15 protein-coding genes are annotated in these 19,754 nt (G+C 28.9%); 1 reads left to right on the forward strand and 14 read right to left on the reverse strand.

Annotation, left to right across the window (positions count from 1 at the left end; translation table 11 throughout):
* Window positions 1-48: 48 nt before the first annotated feature.
* From sufU to ACQRD5_RS01070, 9 genes are all read right to left on the reverse strand, one after another.
* Window positions 49-483, reverse strand: a complete 435-nt coding sequence (gene sufU / locus ACQRD5_RS01030) for a Fe-S cluster assembly sulfur transfer protein SufU (protein ID WP_291626666.1) — start codon at window positions 481-483, stop codon at window positions 49-51.
* Window positions 484-488: 5 nt separating this feature from the next.
* The gene (locus tag ACQRD5_RS01035) at window positions 489-1,718 is read right to left on the reverse strand and encodes a cysteine desulfurase (RefSeq protein WP_308779582.1); all 1,230 of its coding nucleotides are present in this window, start codon (window positions 1,716-1,718) and stop codon (window positions 489-491) included.
* Window positions 1,711-2,817: a Fe-S cluster assembly protein SufD gene (gene sufD / locus ACQRD5_RS01040; protein WP_291626670.1), complete on the reverse strand. Its 1,107-nt coding sequence runs from the start codon at window positions 2,815-2,817 to the stop codon at window positions 1,711-1,713. The genes ACQRD5_RS01035 and sufD overlap by 8 nt, the downstream gene beginning before the upstream one ends.
* Complete coding sequence (gene sufB / locus ACQRD5_RS01045) at window positions 2,817-4,226, reverse strand: Fe-S cluster assembly protein SufB (RefSeq protein ID WP_291626672.1); 1,410 nt, start codon at window positions 4,224-4,226, stop codon at window positions 2,817-2,819. Before sufB ends, sufD begins: the two co-directional genes overlap by 1 nt.
* A gap of 17 nt (window positions 4,227-4,243) precedes the next feature.
* Entirely contained in the window at window positions 4,244-4,993 is a 750-nt protein-coding gene (gene sufC, locus ACQRD5_RS01050) for a Fe-S cluster assembly ATPase SufC (protein WP_291626675.1), read from the reverse strand.
* Window positions 4,994-5,309: 316 nt separating this feature from the next.
* Complete coding sequence (locus ACQRD5_RS01055) at window positions 5,310-5,861, reverse strand: GNAT family N-acetyltransferase (RefSeq protein ID WP_291626677.1); 552 nt, start codon at window positions 5,859-5,861, stop codon at window positions 5,310-5,312.
* A 128-nt stretch (window positions 5,862-5,989) separates the two neighbouring features.
* Window positions 5,990-6,955 (reverse strand): alpha/beta fold hydrolase, encoded by a 966-nt coding sequence (locus tag ACQRD5_RS01060; RefSeq protein ID WP_291626678.1) that lies wholly within the window; start codon window positions 6,953-6,955, stop codon window positions 5,990-5,992.
* 207 nt (window positions 6,956-7,162) lie between these two features.
* A complete protein-coding gene (locus ACQRD5_RS01065; RefSeq protein WP_427746420.1) occupies window positions 7,163-12,793 on the reverse strand; it encodes a discoidin domain-containing protein in 5,631 nt (1,876 codons plus the stop codon).
* Window positions 12,794-13,252: 459 nt separating this feature from the next.
* Window positions 13,253-13,843, reverse strand: a complete 591-nt coding sequence (locus ACQRD5_RS01070; RefSeq protein WP_291626683.1) for an NUDIX hydrolase — start codon at window positions 13,841-13,843, stop codon at window positions 13,253-13,255.
* 146 nt (window positions 13,844-13,989) lie between these two features.
* Here ACQRD5_RS01070 and ACQRD5_RS01075 point away from each other — a divergent pair, with 146 nt between their 5' ends.
* A complete protein-coding gene (locus ACQRD5_RS01075; RefSeq protein ID WP_291626685.1) occupies window positions 13,990-15,126 on the forward strand; it encodes an AI-2E family transporter in 1,137 nt (378 codons plus the stop codon).
* Window positions 15,127-15,147: 21 nt separating this feature from the next.
* Here ACQRD5_RS01075 and ACQRD5_RS01080 read toward each other — a convergent pair whose 3' ends face one another.
* From ACQRD5_RS01080 to ACQRD5_RS01100, 5 genes are read right to left on the reverse strand one after another with little or no spacing between them, the layout of a single operon-like run.
* Window positions 15,148-16,053 (reverse strand): Gfo/Idh/MocA family protein, encoded by a 906-nt coding sequence (locus ACQRD5_RS01080; protein WP_291626687.1) that lies wholly within the window; start codon window positions 16,051-16,053, stop codon window positions 15,148-15,150.
* Window positions 16,054-16,070: 17 nt separating this feature from the next.
* Window positions 16,071-17,768, reverse strand: a complete 1,698-nt coding sequence (locus ACQRD5_RS01085; RefSeq protein WP_320901549.1) for a diguanylate cyclase — start codon at window positions 17,766-17,768, stop codon at window positions 16,071-16,073.
* A 56-nt stretch (window positions 17,769-17,824) separates the two neighbouring features.
* On the reverse strand, window positions 17,825-18,616 hold the full coding sequence (locus ACQRD5_RS01090; protein WP_291626691.1) for an AgrD family cyclic lactone autoinducer peptide: 792 nt from the start codon (window positions 18,614-18,616) through the stop codon (window positions 17,825-17,827).
* A 5-nt stretch (window positions 18,617-18,621) separates the two neighbouring features.
* Window positions 18,622-19,077, reverse strand: a complete 456-nt coding sequence (locus tag ACQRD5_RS01095) for a hypothetical protein (protein ID WP_291626693.1) — start codon at window positions 19,075-19,077, stop codon at window positions 18,622-18,624.
* Window positions 19,078-19,093: 16 nt separating this feature from the next.
* The gene (locus ACQRD5_RS01100; RefSeq protein WP_320901551.1) at window positions 19,094-19,642 is read right to left on the reverse strand and encodes a DUF5317 family protein; all 549 of its coding nucleotides are present in this window, start codon (window positions 19,640-19,642) and stop codon (window positions 19,094-19,096) included.
* Window positions 19,643-19,754: the final 112 nt, after the last annotated feature.

The raw sequence follows: 19,754 nt of genomic DNA on the forward strand, positions 1-19,754 counted from the left end.
CAAAAAAATCATTTTAAAGTTATAAAATGATTTTTTTGTAATAAATTATTATTTATTATCTTTTTCAATAGCTTCTTTTAATGTATGCCATGCTAAAACTGCACATTTTACTCTTGCTGGCATATTTGATATATTTTTAAGAACTATTGCATCTTCTAATGCTTCTAGCTCATCCTCATCATCTATTTCTCTTTTTATCATTCCAATAAAAGTTTCTACTAATTTTAAAGCTTCTTCTTTACTTCTTCCCTTAATTAGATCTATCATCATTGAAGTTGACGCTTGAGAAATAGCACATCCTTGGCCTGAAAATGCTAAATCTTCTATTATATCTCCCTTTAGCTTAATTTCTAAAGTTATTTCATCACCACAGCTTGGGTTATGTCCTTTTTCACATAAATCTGCATGATCTAATTTTCTTCTATTGTGTTTTGATGCACTATGCTCCATTATAAGAGTTGTATAAATTTCATTTAAATCCATTAAAACTACCTCCATTTTGAAAACATATCATATGTTTTTTTAATTGCTTCCACTAACCTATCGATATCTTCTTTAGTATTATATAAATAAATACTTGCTCTAGAAGTTGCATTTATTCCCATATATCTCATAAGAGGTTGTGCGCAATGATTTCCAGCTCTTATACAAACTCCAAAGGTATCAAAGATTGAAGCTACATCATGTGGATGAACCCCTTTAATTTCAAAGGATAAAACTCCACCTCTTTTTTCAATATCTTTTGGGCCATATATATTAACATATTCTAATTTACTTATTTCTTCTATAGCATAAGACATTAGTTCTTTTTCTATCTTCTCAACATTATCCATGCCTATTTCATTTAAATAATCTATTGCCTTTGATAACCCTACAGCAGCCTCAACATTTTGTGTTCCTGCTTCAAACTTATATGGTAAAACATTATAGGTAGTTTCTTGCTCATATACATATTCTACCATATCTCCTCCCAATAATACAGGAGGCATTTTTTCTAGTAATTCTCTCTTACCATATAAAGCTCCAATTCCCATAGGTGCTAAAAGTTTATGCCCTGCAATAACTAAGAAATCTGCATTTATATCTCTTACATCAACCTTCATATGTGGAACGCTTTGTGCTCCATCAACTATTACTACAGCTCCTTTAGAGTGTGCATATTCTGCTATTTCTTTTACAGGATTTATTGTTCCTAAAGCATTAGATACATGTGTTATACTAACAATCTTTGTTTTATCTGTAATTTTTGAATGAACTTCTTCTTCTGTTAATTCACCATTTTCATCAGTATACATATATTTTAAAACTGCACCTTTTGCTTTAGCTACATTTTGCCAAGGAATTAAGTTAGAATGATGCTCTGCAATTGAAATTACAATTTCATCGCCTTCATTTATAAAATTCATTCCATATGAAAGAGCAAGCAAATTAAAAGCTTCTGTAGCATTTTTAGTGAAAATTATTTCTTCAAAATGCTCTGCATTTATAAACTTTCTTACTTTTTCCCTAGCTTCATCATAAGCTTCTGTTGCAAGAACACTTAGTTCATAAGCCCCTCTATGAGGGTTTGCATTTATATTCTCATAATAATCTTTAATGGCATCGATAACTACTTTAGGTTTTTGTGTTGTTGCTGCACTATCTAAATATGCTATTCTTTTTCCGTTCTTTTCTTTATTTAAAGTAGGAAATTCCTTTAAAAAATCTCTATTATTCATTATCTAAACATTCCTTTATTGCTACTAAAGTTTCATTTCTTGTTGCCTCATCTTCTACTTTATCAATTATTGGATTAAAGGCACCTTCAATTATTACTCTTCTAGCATCATTATAATCTAAACCTCTGCTCATTAAATAGAATAGCTTATTTTCATCTATCTTACCTGAAGCTGCAGCATGTTCTCCAGATACATCATCTTCATCACAAAGTAGCAATGGCATAGCTTTTGCTTTTGCCTTTGGAGATAATATCATGCAATATTCATCTTCTGCTCCTTTACTTTTAGATGCTCCTCTTTTAAAATCAATAGTTCCTCTAAAGATTTTATTTGCTTCACCCTTTAATGCACCTCTTGTAGTAATTTGAGACTTACTTCTTATTCCTCTATGAGTAACTACATAGTTCATATCTATTACCTTTTTATCTCCACCAAGATAAATTGAGCTTAAATTAGATTCTGCACTATCTTCAATTAAATCTCCATGATAGTTTGTAACACTAACTTTTCCACCTAAATCTATTGAAACAAAATCAACATTACCATAACTATTTATATCTGCAAGATTAGAATCTACATTTACAGTATTATTGTTTAATAAATTTACTTTAACTACTTGTATCTTACTGCTATTCTTACTGAAAATTTTACATACTCCATTATGATATCCACTAACATCATCTATTGAGTTATATTTAATAATAATCTTTGCTTCTGAATCTTCTTCTGCAACTACTATAATATTATCAACTAAAGTGCTATTTTCCTTATCCATATTAAATTCTAAAATTATTGGTTCTTCGATCTTTGCTCTTTTATCTATATTAATAAGGAAGCCTTTATTAAAATCAAATTCTCCTTGATTAACTAATTCTTCTGAAGCTCCATAAAGAAATTTTTTATTTAATGGAACTACTTTTCCTTTTTTTAATTCTTCTATTGTAACGCCTTCAAAACCATTACCAGTTACTTTATAATTATTGAAGTCTCCAATTTCAGGAGCTTCATAATCTTTTAATGTTACATCATTAACCTTTAACCAGCTTTTAGTTCTTACAGGAGTCTTGTTAATATTATTAAAACTTATACTATTATTCATTATCCTATGCTCCCTTCTAATTCAAGCTTAATTAAATTATTCATTTCTACTGCGTATTCTAATGGTAATTCCTTTGATATAGGTTCTACGAAGCCTCTTACTATCATGGCCTTAGCTTCTTCTTCAGAAATACCTCTACTCATTAAGTAGAATATAGCATCATCACTAATCTTACCGATTTTTGCTTCATGTCCTATTTCAACATCATCATTCATCAAATCTATAACTGGAATAGTGTCTGACTTAGAAATATTATCTAACATCAATGATTCACAGGATACTACTGATTTAGAATTATATGCATTTGCATTTACTTTAACTACACCTCTATAAGTTGCAGTTCCTCCACTTTTAGAAATTGATTTTGAGTTAATTGTTGAGGAAGTATTTGGTGCTGCATGAATTATTTTTGCTCCAGTATCTAAATTTTGTCCCTTACCAGCAAATGATACTCCAGTAAATTCTGCTCTTGCTCCTTCTCCTTTTAATATACTCATTGGATATAGCATAGAAATTCTTGAACCAAATGAACCTGATACCCATTCAATTCTACCATTCTTTTCAACTATTGCTCTCTTAGTATTTAGGTTAAGCATATTCTTAGACCAGTTTTCTATAGTACTGTATCTTAAAGTTGCTCCTTCTTTTACAAATAATTCAACACATCCAGCATGTAAATTAGTAACATTATACTTAGGTGCTGAACATCCTTCTATAAAGTGTAAGCTTGCTCCTTCTTCTACTATTATTAGTGTATGTTCAAATTGTCCTGCCCCTGGGGAATTTAATCTAAAATATGATTGTAGTGGTATATCTACATGTACTCCCTTAGGTACATAAACAAATGATCCTCCTGACCAAACTGCTCCATGTAGAGCTGCAAATTTATGATCACTTGGAGCTACACATTTCATAAAATACTTCTTAACTATATCTTCGTATTCTCTAACAGCAGTTTCCATATCAGTATAAACTACACCTTGTTTTACTAAGTCTTCTTTTATACTATGGTAAACAACTTCTGAATCATATTGTGCTCCTACACCTGCTAAAGATTTCTTTTCAGCTTCTGGAATTCCTAAAAGATCAAAAGTCTTTTTGATGTCTTCAGGAACCTCTTCCCAATTACCATTTAACTTAGACTTTGGTCTAACATATGTAACTATATTATCCATGTCTAATTCATCTAAGGATGGTCCCCAAGTTGGTAACTTAATTTCATTATATATATCAAGAGATTTTAATCTAAATTCTCTCATCCATTCTGGTTCATCTTTTTCTTTAGAAATAGTCTCTACTATTTCTTTTGTTAAACCTTTATCTGCCTTAAATTCAAATTTATCTTCATTTTTTACGTCGTAAATTCCTCTTTCTACATCTTCAACGTAAGTCTTCTTTTTAATTTCCAAAGTAAGTCACCTCCCTCTTACATAGCTTCTGCTTTAAAAGCTTCATATCCATTTTCTTGTATTTCTTCTGCTAAACTAGCATCTCCAGTTTTAACTATCTTTCCATTAACTAAAACATGAACGTAGTCAGGATTTAATCCTTCAAGAATCTTATTATTATGAGTTATTATTAATACTCCATTTTCTTCATTAGCAAACATCTTAATACCTTCAGATACTATTCTAATAGCATCTACGTCTAAGCCTGAATCTGTTTCATCTAATATAGCTAATTTAGGATTTAACATAAGCATTTGTAGTATTTCATTTTTCTTCTTTTCTCCACCTGAGAATCCTACATTTAAATATCTCTTTGCATATTCAGGATTCATCTTTAAATCCTTCATATTGTTCTTTAAATCCTTATCAAATTTAAGGTATTTAATAAGTTGACCTTCTTTTGCAATTTTTGCACTTCTAATAAAGTTTTCAACTGTTATTCCTGGAACTTCTTCTGGGCTTTGGAAGGATAAAAATAATCCCTTCTTAGCTCTTTCATCTGTCTTAAGTTCTGTAATATCTTCACCTTCAAAAGTAATTTCTCCTGAAACTCTTTTGTACTTAGGATGAGCCATTAAAGTATTAGCTAAAGTAGATTTACCCGCTCCATTTGGTCCCATAATTACGTGTATTTCACCTTTATTAATCTTTAAATCTAAACCTTTTAATATTTCCTTACCTTCTACAGCAGTTTTTAGTCCATTTATATTTAATAAAACATCGTTCATTTATTTACATCTCCTTATTATAAATATTATTTATTTCAATTAAATCTTATCATTTCACTCTGAATTGATTATATCATACTAAATTACTAAGAATTAATCAACTATTTTTTTATTTGTTATAGTAGATAATAAGCAATTATATATTAATATCTTATTTTAGCTTTACATTCCTTATTTTTATTTCATTTTATATATCCTTTTATACTAAATGAAATCAATTTATAAAAAACCCTCTGCTTTTTCAACAGAGGGTTTTCAACAAAATAAATATATTTTATATTTTCATTATTCAATTTACATTGTGCCATAGCACCCTTTATAGTTCTTTGGCTAAAACATATCTTCTTAATCCACCATATTTAATCTTATCTTTTTTAATTTCATATCCTAGTTTTTTAAATGTATCCACACTATACTTATTATATGGTGATGCTGTTGATGTTAATATCTTTATTTTATCTTCTTTAGCTATATCCTCTATTTTTTTACATAATATTCTTTGAAGACCATTTCCTCTATAATCGCTTCTAACAATTGTAGATTCAACTTGTGCAACCTTAAGTAATAAGTCTCCTTCTAAGCCTAAATCGTAGCCATAGTTTCCTTTTTCATATCCTTTTTTCACATATACAGCCATAGCAATTAAAGTATCTTCTTCATCTACATATCCAATTATTTTACCACCATTTTTAAAATAATATATAAATTCTTCTCTTTTTGTTGGGGCATATAATTGCTTATCTTCTAACCCATTTATAATTATTTCTTGTAATTCAATTATTTCATCAATATTATTTAAATCTAAAATTTTATATCTAGCATTAACTATGTTACCAGATTTATTTTTAAGCTTTAGTATTTCTTCCAATTTTAACCCTCCCTTATCATATCTATATTATAATACTTAAATATTATTAAAGTTGTTAACAGAAAAATAAAGAAGAAAATATATTTCTAATTGAAGCTTGTAAATTTAAAGTCCTTCTATAATTATATTTATTTTTCTAAGAATTGAAATATTATATCTAGATATTTTTCTAGTATATCATTATTCTCTAAGTATATTTCATGTTTTGCATTATTAAATTTAATTAGCTTTGCTTTATTACATCTTTTTATAAACTTTCTTATTCCTCTTTCCCCAACTAAGTCATCTCTTCCACTTTGAAATAAAATTACTTCTGCATTTATTTTATTTATGTTTTTTCTTCTTAATATGTTTTTAATAGCCTTTAGAGATTCATATAACCATCTGTATGAGCCTCCGCCTCGTTGCAGCTTACTATTTCCAAGTATTTCTCTATAATAATATGTATAACGGCTTTCGTTTGAGGTAGATGCTAAAAAGAAATTATATGTACTATCATAAGGCATATTACCAAGAATAAATTTATCTTCATTGCCAATTAGTAATTCATATTTAGCTAAAGTTCTAGCCAAAAATCCTGGTACCTTTCCTATTGCTATTTGTAACATAGGTGAAGATAATATAGCTTTTCTAAAATATTCAGGATACTTTTCAAGAAACATTATCCCTATTGCTCCTCCCATAGAATGAGAAAATAAAAATAAGTTTTTATTTTTGTTTTTTAATACTTCTTTATCTATAAATAACTTCATATCATCAACATAATAATTAAAATCTTCAACGTGTATTTGAGTATTATTTTTCCCTAAGCATCCTGATCTTCCATGACCTCTATGCTCCATAATGAAAACAGAATAACCTTCTCTTGTAAAATAATATATTATTTCCATATACTTTTCTATGCATTCTGTAAATCCATGAGAAATAACTATTCTTCCTTTTTCATTTTTCACTTTATATACTTCAAAATATATTTTATTATTATTTGCACCTATAAAGCTTCCTCTATCTTTAATATAAACAAGCTCTTTTCTAACCTTTTCAACAATATCTTCATCCATTCCAAAGTTTTCAAAATAATATCCTGTATTCATTTTCTTACCTCTAATTTTATATTGCTATTATTTTATCCTATAAAGATAAATTTATAGGTTATAGCTTCATATTTTAGATATTTAAGATATTTTATAGAACTTAAAAAATATCTTCTAAAACCAGATTTTGTATCATTGTAAATCTTGTATATCAAAAAAGAAGAACTCCTCATTTGGAGTTCTCCTTCTAGTTAGTATCATTCATAGCTATTGATTTTGATATCTATTTTTCTTTTTTAAAATATAAAGTGCTACACATGCCATTATCATAAATCCAACATATAAAAATACATATGATGTATCTCCTGTTGTAGGTGAATTTTCAATATCCTCTGGATTATTCACATCCCCTGGATCTTTATTATCATCTTTATTAACAGGATTTTCTACTGGTTTTTCATTATCGTTAGCTTGTGCTAATTCTAAATTATTTAGAGCTAACTCTAAACCTTCTACTGCTTTATCTACTTCTTCTTGAGTAGCTTCTTTATTTTCTAATACAGCCTTAGCATTAGCTAATTCTGAATTTAATTTAGCAACAGTACCTGAAGTAAATTTAGATGTATCTTTACCTTCTAATTCTGTTACTAGTTGTTGAAGCTTAGCTTTATCAGTAGATACTACCATTTCTAAATTAGAGAATTCTTTATTTAAATCTTCGTAAGCTTTAGTTACTTCTGCTTCCATTGCATTTTCATCTGCTATTACTGCATTAGCTTTTGCAAGTTCAGCTTGTAATGCTGCCCACGTTGAAACTGTATATTTGTTTTCTTCTAAAGCATTAATTATTTCAACTAATTTTGCAAGCTCTGCCTTGTCACCCTTCTTAAACTCTAACATATGAATTACATTAATTAGTCTTTTTTCAGCTAAATCTATTTGAACTTCTGTAGCATTTGCATCAGCTAAAATAGCTTTTGCTTCTTGTAATGCAGCTTCAAATTCAGTAACTACTGATGGAACAACATTTTCAAGTGCTCCCCCTGCTTTTACTTCTTCAGCATAATCTATAACTAATCTCAATACTGTTTTATCAACAACTTCTGGTTGTTCTTTAGCATTATTGTATACTGATAAAGCTGATGCCAATTTCGATTTTTCTACAGCTGCTATTTGTGTTGTAGTAAATGGATTATTTAACATTTTTTCTGCAGTTATAAGAGCTCTCATTAATTCTTTTGCTTGTTGCATTTCGCTTGTTTCAAGCTTATCTCTTACAATTACTGTTTTCACATCAGCAATTTCTGCCTTAAGTGGAGATTTATCCACCTTTTCAAAAACTTCTACTTCTCTAATTCCATAGTAGTTTGCATTCCTTGTAATACCTTGCACTTTTACATATTGCGCCTCTACTGGTGTTGCTAATGTAATAGTATTTTCTGAAGCTGTATTTCCAGAAATAGTCTCTACCGTTGTCCAGTTTTTCCCGTCTATTGATGTCTCAATACGGAAAGAAGTTGCATATTGTGTTCCATTCCATGTAATAACAACTTTGCTTATATCCTTAACTTCATCAAGATCTACCATCAGGTAATCATTATTATTATTTGAACTTAACCAATAAGAGTTAGGATCTGTTGATATAATTGTTGATGCTAAATCATTCTTATCACCATCTGTTGCTTTCCATGCTGGATGACGCTTTAAATCTCCTGAGTTCAATGCTGGAGATCCGCCAAATCGCTCTGCATAAGCTTCTGTGTTAAGGGCAACATTGATTTCTGTCATATCAGCTGCATTACGAATCATCTCTGGTTGTAATGCTTTATTATAAGCTTTTATATTTCCCATATATCCATGGAAGTTTAAACCAATTTCCTTCATTGGGAATACAAATGTACTCCAGTAATTTGAGCTATTTCCATCATCTGCAGAATATAGCATTTTAACTAATACACCATCTACATAAATCTTTGTATTTTGGAAAGTTCCTACAATTGTTACATTAGCAGTATCATCTGTTGGAAGCTCAAATCCTGTTGGTTGTGTATAGAAGCTTCTTCTCACTGTCATGAAGGAATTTGAAATACCTTTTGCAAGAAGTTGTCCATCATATCCTGAGAATAGTAAAGAATCTTTATTATTTCCATCTGATGCTTTTACATCAAAGGATACTGTATATGGATAACCTAAGGTCTCTAATGGAGTAGTCATTTTTGTAGTTCCGTCAAACTTAATCATTTTTGTTCCGTCTACATCTACAATTTTTCCATTTTCAACTACTGCATCATAACCATTTCCACTTGCATCTTTTACTACAATATTACTATTTGAATTAATTGTTTCTTGTAAATCATAATCAACCACTACTTCAGATTCGCTAATGATTGTATGAGCAATCTTTGTTCCAGGACCTTCTTCTAAGTCCTCGAAGGCTTTTTGATATTCTATATAACTATCTTCTTCACTCTGTCCACCCCATGTCTTTTCTGCAACCATAGCTGCTGAGCGAAGCATTCTTTCATGTAAATCTGCTTCTGTAATACCTTCACGGAATTCATCTCCCCATAATGCTGCTTTTGCACCTAATAATAATGGTTCTCCTGCTTCTGCACGAATATCACCATTAAATATGGTTGGATCCCAATTTTTATATAAATACTCTTCACCAATCATATCCTTATGATCACGACCAGGAGTTGTGTACAAATAAGGTTGTGGTACGTTTACAACTTGGTATCCTTCTGCCAAACGAGCATATGGATCATCTTCATAAGTAGCCCAAATATCTATAACGATATTAGCTGGATCAATTACTGTTGTTCCAGGGAATAATTTTTGAGCACCCCACATACGAGCAGTTTTTCCATAGGAAGCCATAAGCTCTGATAAGAAGTTTATATATTGACGGAATGCTTCTGGATTACTCTTATCCCAATATTCATCTGCACCTACATGTACTGTATCGCTTTTAAATACTGGATTACTTCCACCTAAATAGTCTCCATATAATTCTTCAATAAATCTTCTTGCATTAATTGCATGTTGTTTTTCTACCTGATTTGATGAATTCACATCTAATGCAAGCATTTCTCTATTATTTGAAGCACTACTTACTGTTGTATTGATTGGACCAAGCCACTCAATATTATCTGGATTCTCATTTGCATATTCAATATATGCTGTTGAATGAGAAGGAGTATCAAACTCTGCAATTAAGTCAATACCTCTGCTATTTGCCAAATCTTCTAATTGACGATATTCTTCTTTTGTATAGAATGGATCTGCATAATCATTATTGAAATATTCAAAGGCTTCTCCTGTATAGATATCCTTTGCTGTTAAGCTTGGATATACATCACTTTCTAATCTATGAAGTCCTGACCAAGTTGTATTAGTTTTTGTAGAAAGCCCATCTTTATTGTACTCAAAGTCATCATTCAAATGAAGGTGGAACTCACTCATCTTATACCATGTTAAAATTTTTGTATAATCTTGTAGATATTGTAAACGATGAGGAATACGTCCTACGTCAAACATAACACCACGAATTTCGTAATCTGGATAATCACGAACAACTCCGTATGGAACATTTTTATTTGCATCATCTCTCCACAAGATTTGTTCTACTGTAATTGTACCGTATAAAGATCCTGTATAAGTATGTGCATAAATTTTAATACCCTCTTCATCTACTGTCATGAAGTAACCTTCATCACCTACTCCATAAGTATCTTCGTTTAAAGATTCAATATAAATATCATTACTTCCACCTTCTGTACCTATTACAATGGGAATAGTCAATCCTGTGATTTCTTCTAAATCTGTCTGCATATTTTCTGCAACAGATCTTAAGCCTACATTTGCAACATCATTAATTATAATTTTAGAATTGCTATTTAATGTGAATGTACCATTATATCCATACCATTCTTGGATAGATGGAATAATTACTGGTTTTTCATTTGCATCTATAACTGTCTTGAATATTTCTGGATACTTACTATTTTTCGATGGAACCACTACATCAAAGTTTCTTCTTGCTGTATCTGCTTCATCTTCATTATTTGTCACTTCTACAAGTAATTTAACATTTCTGTCTCCAATGTTGTGTGAAGTAATATCTCCATCATTGGAAATAACTTGTTCTTTATTACTTCCTATTATCTTAATGTTGTAACCTTCTTCTACTTCTGGAAGTTCTACTTTTGTCGTGTCCAAACCTATTGTTGGAAGTGAATTGATACCATGTAAGATACTAGAGGCAGAATTGATTGCTGTCACCTTCATCTCTTTAATTGTATAATTACCTGCACTGTTGGTCTTATCAAATCCAAAGTATCCATTTGCCATATGAGGGGTTCCCGACATTGTTTGTGAAAATACTTGTGTACCATCAACCCAAAGGGTCACTTTTTTTCCAACTAATTCTACTTTAATTTTTGTTTCTTTACCTACTGTAAGGGCTGGTCCCGTTACAGTACTTCCCCATGAATTTCCACTATCGCCCCAGAATTCCCAAAACCATTTATTATTGCTATTTTCTGTACCCACTAATACTTTATGGTTAGCATCTGTGGCTCTCATAATAAGACCAAATCTTGCTCCGTTTTCATTTGGAACAATTGTTGCTTCATAAATAGCATCTGACACTGGAGTCATATTTTTGTCTACTACACCAGCTCTTGTACTAGTATAAGTTAAGTTCATACCATTTGATGAACCTGTAATTGTTGCTCCACTTCCATAAAGCATTTCTACTCCATCAACATTTCCATCTGTAAAATTACGTGAATAAGTAGGTACTAATTCATCTTCCGGTTCTTGTGGTGTACCTGGTGTAATAACACCAGTCTGCCTACCCATGATTGTAATATTTTTCACTGATACTCCTGTTCCACCTGCATCTGGATTTACTTTTTCAAAGTAGAATCTTACATACCTTTGCAATGTGAATTCTTTAGAAAACGTATCCACATGATCATCCGAAAGACTTCCCTTAGTTCTTTGTGGAATATCTTTTACTAAAGTCCACTCCGTTGCGTCTGAAGTTGCTGCTGTCTCAATGCGATACTTTGCTGCCCATACTTTCCTAAAAAATGATACACTTATTTCTGTTGCCTTTGTTGCTTCTGCTTCCAAATCAACCATCAACCATTGTGGTGTCTGTACTGTGTCATCATTAGCACCTGAAGCTTTCATAGCATTAGAAGACCAACGTGTATCCGCGCTTCCATCGAAAGCATTTCCTGCCACATTCTCTGGTAATGCACTTTCTACAGAAGATGCTCTTGCAGTCTTTCCAAGAGCTACATTTGTTGGTTCTTCTACCACTGGTGTTCCCATAATTGTAATTTCTCGAATAGATACTCCTGTTCCACCTGCACTTGGGTTTACTTTGTCAAAGTAAAATCTCACATATCTCTGTAATTCATAAGTTCCAGCAAAGATATCTATATGATTGTCTGGAAGACTTCCCATATTTCTCTGCTCAATATCCTTTACTAATGTCCATTCTGTTGCATCTACACTTGCAGCCGTTTCAATACGGTACTTTGCTGCCCATACCTTCATAAAAAATGCTACTCTGATTTCTGATGCATTAGTTCTTTCTGATTCTAAATCAATAGTCAACCATTGTGCTGTCTGTGTTGTACTATCATTAGCTCCAGAACCTTTCATAGCATTAGAAGACCAACGTGTATCAGAATTACCATCAACCACATTGCCTCCAACATTTCCTGGCAATTGATTTTCCACGGAAGAAACAGTAACATTTTTCCCACTAGCCACATTTGTGTCTGCCGCTTTTACATTAATATTCTGAATGCCCAAACTACTCAGTAATACTGCAAAAGCCAGAAAAAAACTAAAAATTTGTTTCTTTTTCTGTTTCATAATAAATACTCCTTTATATTAAATTTACCGTGACTTTTGTAGATGTATACAAAAGCCCATGATTATATATAACGATACCACCCCCCTCTCTCATTGTCAATTTTTTCCAGAAAAATTGTAAAAAAAATATATGTATATCTCCATTGATTTTTCTTATATTGAAAACTTATCATAAAATCAATATCCTACAAATAATACTTAATCAATATTCTCTATAATATTAGAAAAATCTCAAAAATATTTCGAATTAAAATGCCACACAAAAGTAAGCCAAAAGAGTATTAACTGATTATAATGCTGCTGAGTCAAAATTGTAATTATGAAGTGACTTTGTGAATGATAATAACTAAAAAAGAACTCCAAATAAGAGTTCTTTTTTTATACCTTATATTCTTTTAATGACTATTATATTGCCTTCTTTCATAAAATCAAAATTGCCATATGTTTAACATCTTACTTCTAATTATCACTTAATATGAAGTTTTGAATTACTAATAAAGCTTTTACATCTATATTTTCATTTGAATTAATAAGTTCTTTTGCTTCTTCTTTGTTAAGCATTACTACTTCTATATCTTCATCTTCTTCTAAATTTTCTTGTGAAACAACTCCATTACAAGTACATTTTACTAATGCTATAGATTCATCTGTCATTCCTACTGAAATATATACCTTTTCTTTAGTTGCCTCTCTATCAATTTCTATAAGATCTAAACCTGTTTCTTCCTTTAGTTCTCTTCTTACAGCTTCTTCAAAGCTTTCACTTCCATCAACTAACCCAGCTGGTAATTCTATAACATAGTCATTAATAGGTACTCTAAATTGCCTTATAACAACTAATTTATCTTCATCAACATGTTTTGCAATTATTACAACTGCATCTATTTTGTCTTCTTCATTATTAAAGAATTTATTTTCTATATCTTCTAAACTTTTTCTTGATGCTATTATCCAATTTTTTAAATTTCCTTTTTTATTTGTATAATCTGCACTATACAATGATAAGTACTTAGTTTTTGATAATGTTTTTATATTTTTAACCTTACTCATGTTATTCATCTCCATTATAACTATAGTTTCATACTTTATTTTACTTTTATTTTACAATTCATTCAACTTTATATCTAGATTTATTACTACTATTGTTTTAAAATTAATATAATATACTAATTTTACAAATTGGAGGACATTAGATTTTGAAAGAAATAAATAAAAAATTAAAAGAAAATATTTTACTTGGAACATATTTAATTATTCTTTATTTCCTTTTACTAAATATTAAATGGGTAACAGCAGCTTTAGGAAGTATACTTGGAATTATTAGTCCTTTTATAACAGCTTTTGCTATGGCCTTTGTTTTAAATTTACCTATGAAATTTTTTGAAAATAAAGTTTTCAATTTTTTAGATAAAGAAAAATCTAGCTTTCTTAGAAATCTTAAAAGACCACTATCTATTTTAACTACATTTATATCTGTAATAGGTTTTATTGTAGCATTAATTCTTTTTGTAGTGCCTCAATTAGCTGCTAGTCTTTCTACACTACTTGATGCAGTACCTGGATATATGGAATCCTTTGAAAAATTATTAAATCAATATCTATCTTCTACGGAGATATTACAACACATTTATAATACTTTAATGAATACATGGCAAGAACTATTAAAATACTTTGCTAATTTCCTAAGTACATCATTAACTGGTATATTAAATACTACTGTTTCTATCACTAGTGGATTAATTAACTTTATATTATCCTTAGTATTAACAATATATATGTTAGCTAGCAAAGAAACTTTAATATATCAAATAAAAAAGATATTATATGCATTCTTAAATAATGCTATTGTTGATAAGATTTTAAGTGTTAGTAGACTTACAAATAATACTTTTGCTAAATTTATTACTGGTCAATGTATTGAGGCAATTATATTAGGTGTCTTATGTTTTATTGGAATGACTATTTTTAAAATGCCATATTCATTATTAATAAGTGTTCTTATAGGAGTAACAGCTTTAATTCCTGTTTTCGGAGCATTTATAGGTACAATTCCAGCAGTATTCTTAATACTTATTATAAATCCTATACAAGCTATCTGGTTTGTAGTATTTATTTTATGCTTACAACAGTTTGAAGGAAATATCATTTACCCAAGAGTTGTAGGTAACTCTGTAGGACTTTCGGCAATATGGGTAATGCTTGCTATGTTAGTAGGTGGTAGTACTTTAGGGTTAATAGGTATGCTAATTGGAATTCCTCTTTTCAGTGTAGCTTATCAGCTTATTAAGGACTATACTAATAAAAGATTAAATAAAAAGGATTTAAAAATTTAAGGAGCTGTCTCAACAGCTCCTTTATAAATTTTCTATTTTAGTTAATATTTCATAGCATAATTTGTGTGTCTCTAATGAATCTTCTATATTAATACTAGCTTCATTATTATTCTTTACAGCCTTTAAGAATTCCTTTATTATTACTTCAAATCCTCTTCTATAGAGAATAGTATCCCAGTCATTAAATTTTAATACCTTTTCAGTATTATCTGATAATATATTAGCGTTAACTAAATCTTTTACTATTACTTTTGTACCTTCAGTATAATATTCAAGGACTTCTTCATTAGCCCCACTTTCTCTATTCATCATAGCAATACAAGTTGTTTTATCATTTCCTAAAGTAACAACTAAATTGTATAGTAGTCCATTTTTCTTTTTTGCAGAAACATTTAATATATTTAATTTATCTTTTGCTAAAAACCTAATTGTATCAAGTACATGTATAAAATCATCTAAAACAAAAACAACTGGATCTTTAGGGCTATCTACTCTATTTTTTTCTAACTTTATTATTGAAGGTGAACCTATATTCTTTAATCTAGCATACATAGGTGCAAATCTTCTATTAAATCCAACCATAAATATTTTATTTTTACTCTTGGCTAATTTTGATAATCTAATACTATCTTCATAGTTATAACTAATAGGTTTATCAACATAAACATGTATATTGTTATTTAATAGCTTCTCTATTATTTCTGCATGACTTTCAGTTGCTGTATGAATAAATGCTGCTTCTATATTTTTACTTATTAATTCATCTACTGAAGTTACATATTCTTTTACTCTGTATTTTTTCGAATAATACTTAAGCTTATCTATATTTCTAGTGCAAAAAACTAAATCTATGTCATCTAAAGATGTAACAACTGGTAAATATGCTTTTTCGCAAATATTACCTAATCCAATTATACCTATCCTCAAAGATCTCACCTGCCTTATTAAATTAGATTATCTAAACTATTTTTATTTTCATTAATTACTTCTATAAACTTTGCTGATATTTCAGGATCAAATTGTACACCACTATATTTTCTCATCTCTTCTATTGCTTGCTCATATGTTTTTCTTGCATTATATGGTCTATTTGAAGTCATAGCATCAAAGCTATCTACTACACAAAGTACTCTGGATAAATAAGGAATTTCTTCTCCTTTTAAATTAGATGGATATCCTGAACCATTATATCTCTCGTGATGATGTAGTATTATTGGTATAACATTTTCTAAAGATTTTACTGGTTTAATTATTTCTATACCATCCTCTGGATGCTTTTTAAGACTTTCCCATTCCTCGTCAGTTAACGGCATGCTCTTTGTTAATATTTCCTTAGAAATGTTAATTTTACCTATATCGTGCATGTAAGCACTATAAATAAGAGTTTTTTTATCTTCTTCATTTAAATTAAGTTTTTCAGCTAATAATCTGCAATAAAGAACAACTCTTTCAGAATGTCCATATGTATATCTATCCTTAGCATTTATTACACTAATTAAAGTTTTAATAGATGCAACTAATTCTATATCTCCCTCATCTATATCTGCACTTATTTCATCCAATATAGATGTATATGTCTCTACTCTATTTTTCATAAAGAACTTAGCTCTATATAGTGCATCATCTGCACTTTTTATAAGAGTAATATCATCCTTAGCTTTATCAGGGTAAACAGATATACCCATAGAGACAGTTAAAAGGCCATTAGGTTGATTTTCTTCACCTTCAAATTTAGTAGTTTCTATGATTTTTCTAATATTATCTGCTATAAGTACAGCTTCTTTTTCCTCTGTATCAGGTAAAATTATTCCAAATTCTTCTCCACCATATCTTGCTGCTATATCGTTTTCTCTTAAATTTTCTTTCAATATTTCCCCAATTATCCGTAGAACTTCATCTCCCATTTGATGACCATTTAAATCATTGTAATGTTTAAAATAATCTATATCAACAAATATCATAGAAATTGGTTTATTAGATTTCTTTGATAATGCTACTTTCTCTTTTAATGTATCATGAAAATATCTATGATTATAAACTCTAGTTAAACCATCCTTATTCACAAGTTCCTCTAATTTATTAATATGTTCTCCTTCAATCTTAACATAAAACCCTAATGGCCATGCAGTTAAGATAAATATTCCTGACAATATCAAATCATTTTGAAAATATTTATTAACCCCTGAAGTTTCAAAACAAACAATATCCATACCTAATATTAGTACTGATGAAATTATAGCAACTGTTATTCCACTTTTTAATCCTAATTGTATAGTAGAAGTCATAATTATAAATAAAAATATATATTTATATTGACTTTCATTAGCTCCTGAAAAAATTACCGCTATGAAAAATATGGCAATAAAAAATAAATTTTCTACAAACATTATATATTTATAACTTTTTTTATTCATCCTTTTTATTGATGGAAATGACCATAAAATATATATAAATAATAATATTAGTACAGCTATCATTATTCCTGTAGAGGCTGACTGTGCATATGCCGCACTTCCATTTATTTTTTTTTCATCAAAAAAATATTGAAAAAATATAATTCCTGTAAAAAGTAATGAAGCTAACTTTACTATTGAAACCATATCATTTATTTCTTTTAATCTGTTATTTTTCATACTTACCATAGTTACCATCTCTTTCTATGATAAATAAAGATCGGAAGAATCCGACCTTTATTTACTTATTCCTCTCTTAAAGCTTTTGGCTCTTCTGGTTGATACATCATCCACCAACAAGCTGAAGTAGATACTACAGATGCAATTACTGTAGCAAAAGCTGCAACCACCATTAATACCTTATTACTTAATTTCTTCATTCTCTTTTCCCCCATATACTTTAATATTTTTATTAATAAAGAGTCTACTTTATTAACTACAATATGACCATACTTTGTTAAAGTAAACACTTGCCATAGAATTCCTATATAAATACATGATGTGTAAAGTAAAAATGAATTTATAGTATTAATATAATATATGCCTATGTTTATAACTACTAAAATCATATAAATAAATAAAATAATAATAGATCCCCTTTTTAATCTTTTTATTTTTTCCTTCTTTTTTATTGGCTTGTTGGGACTATCTACTGGTGCTAATTTATAAATAATAATAAATGAACTAATAAACAATAAAATTCCAATAATAATTATATAACTCTTATTTAATCCTATATTTTTAACTATATATGCAGGAATAACAGAAATTACTATTCCAACTATTGAACAATTAGTTGAAGTGCTTGCATGTGCTCCACCAGAAAATTTTCTTAGAAAAGCTCCAACAAAAGATATTATTAATGCTTCAATAATTACATTAAAAATTAATCCAGCTACTGCTACTAATAATATTGATATACCCATTTGAAAAAAAGCAAATATACCATATTCAATAATACTTCTTTTATCTTCATCCAAGTTTAGTTCATTTTTTAAATTATTAGATATTTTTTTGCTTAATAATTCTAAATTCATATTTTTTAATGCTTCCTTTTTTTATTATTAAATATATAAATTATTAGTATTATAACTCCAGTAATTATTAATGATGGAATTCCAATAATAGATTTATAAATTGGATTCTTAAATTGAGTATCTAAATCAAAATTCATAAAGTTAAGTATTAAAACATTTATTGCTTCTGAAATAAACTGTATCAAATATATAAATATTATGCTCTTTATAGCACTTACAGCCTCTATTTTATTGTAGGAAACTATAATAAATAACAAAAATAATACAGATAAAACCATATGTACTCCATAATTAATTGGCAATAATCTAACAGTAAAAGTTATTATCGAAAAACCTACACTAGTACATAAATATTTTTTTTTATTTATATCTACTTTTGAAAAAATATAAATTGCAAGTACAACTATAAATCCCTCTGGTAATGATCTTAATAAAAATTCTATTGGTCTTACTTCTAACATTTTCTGTCTCCTTTTATTAATTATTTTCATTTGTTAAATTTATTTTTTTAATTGTATTGTATATAATAATAAATACAAATCCTCTTATAAATATATCACCTAAACTAAGGACACTATATCCAATATCGAATATATCAGTTAAAAACTTTAATTTAGTTGAATAATTGCCTAATATATGTATATCTTGAACTTTTGAAAAGGAATCAACTTTTGCATATCCAGTTAAATATGAAAGACTTGGAAATACAGGCATATATCCATTATTTGCAGAAATAGCTATATTATTTAATACTCCTCCAACTAAAACAAATATTGAGCCTATTATAGCTGAAATATATTGCCTATAAGTAAATACCAGTGGTAAATATGATAATAAATACAAAGTTTTAAATATTGATGCAAACTTAATTAAACTATAATTTTCACTAAAAATATTAGCTTGTACAATTAAATAAACCACCTCCATAAAGATAACTGGATATATAGGCCAAGTTTTAAATAATGGCTTTATTTTTAACCTCTTTATTTTACAAAATATTAATGAAATAATTATTGTTTCCAACATGGTAAGCGTTTCCTTTTACTTTATTCTAATTAAATATTAATAGTATACATACATGATTTTTATTATATTTATTTTATATGATAATTATACTATCACCTGTTATTCTTTACCA

Source organism: Clostridium sp. SGI.024, assembly GCF_050315195.1.
In the GTDB taxonomy this organism is placed as follows: domain Bacteria; phylum Bacillota; class Clostridia; order Clostridiales; family Clostridiaceae; genus Clostridium.

Excerpts from the sequence above, each read along its gene's own strand:
- sufU (WP_291626666.1), bottom strand. The coding sequence starts at position 483 with ATGGATTTAAATGAAATTTATACAACTCTTATAATGGAGCATAGTGCA.
- ACQRD5_RS01035 (WP_308779582.1), bottom strand. The coding sequence starts at position 1,718 with ATGAATAATAGAGATTTTTTAAAGGAATTTCCTACTTTAAATAAAGAA.
- sufD (WP_291626670.1), bottom strand. The coding sequence starts at position 2,817 with ATGAATAATAGTATAAGTTTTAATAATATTAACAAGACTCCTGTAAGA.
- sufC (WP_291626675.1), bottom strand. The coding sequence starts at position 4,993 with ATGAACGATGTTTTATTAAATATAAATGGACTAAAAACTGCTGTAGAA.
- ACQRD5_RS01060 (WP_291626678.1), bottom strand. The coding sequence starts at position 6,955 with ATGAATACAGGATATTATTTTGAAAACTTTGGAATGGATGAAGATATT.
- ACQRD5_RS01065 (WP_427746420.1), bottom strand. The coding sequence starts at position 12,793 with ATGAAACAGAAAAAGAAACAAATTTTTAGTTTTTTTCTGGCTTTTGCA.
- ACQRD5_RS01070 (WP_291626683.1), bottom strand. The coding sequence starts at position 13,843 with ATGAGTAAGGTTAAAAATATAAAAACATTATCAAAAACTAAGTACTTA.
- ACQRD5_RS01085 (WP_320901549.1), bottom strand. The coding sequence starts at position 17,768 with ATGGTAAGTATGAAAAATAACAGATTAAAAGAAATAAATGATATGGTT.
- ACQRD5_RS01090 (WP_291626691.1), bottom strand. The coding sequence starts at position 18,616 with ATGAATTTAGAATTATTAAGCAAAAAAATATCTAATAATTTAAAAAAT.
- ACQRD5_RS01095 (WP_291626693.1), bottom strand. The coding sequence starts at position 19,077 with ATGTTAGAAGTAAGACCAATAGAATTTTTATTAAGATCATTACCAGAG.
- ACQRD5_RS01100 (WP_320901551.1), bottom strand. The coding sequence starts at position 19,642 with ATGTTGGAAACAATAATTATTTCATTAATATTTTGTAAAATAAAGAGG.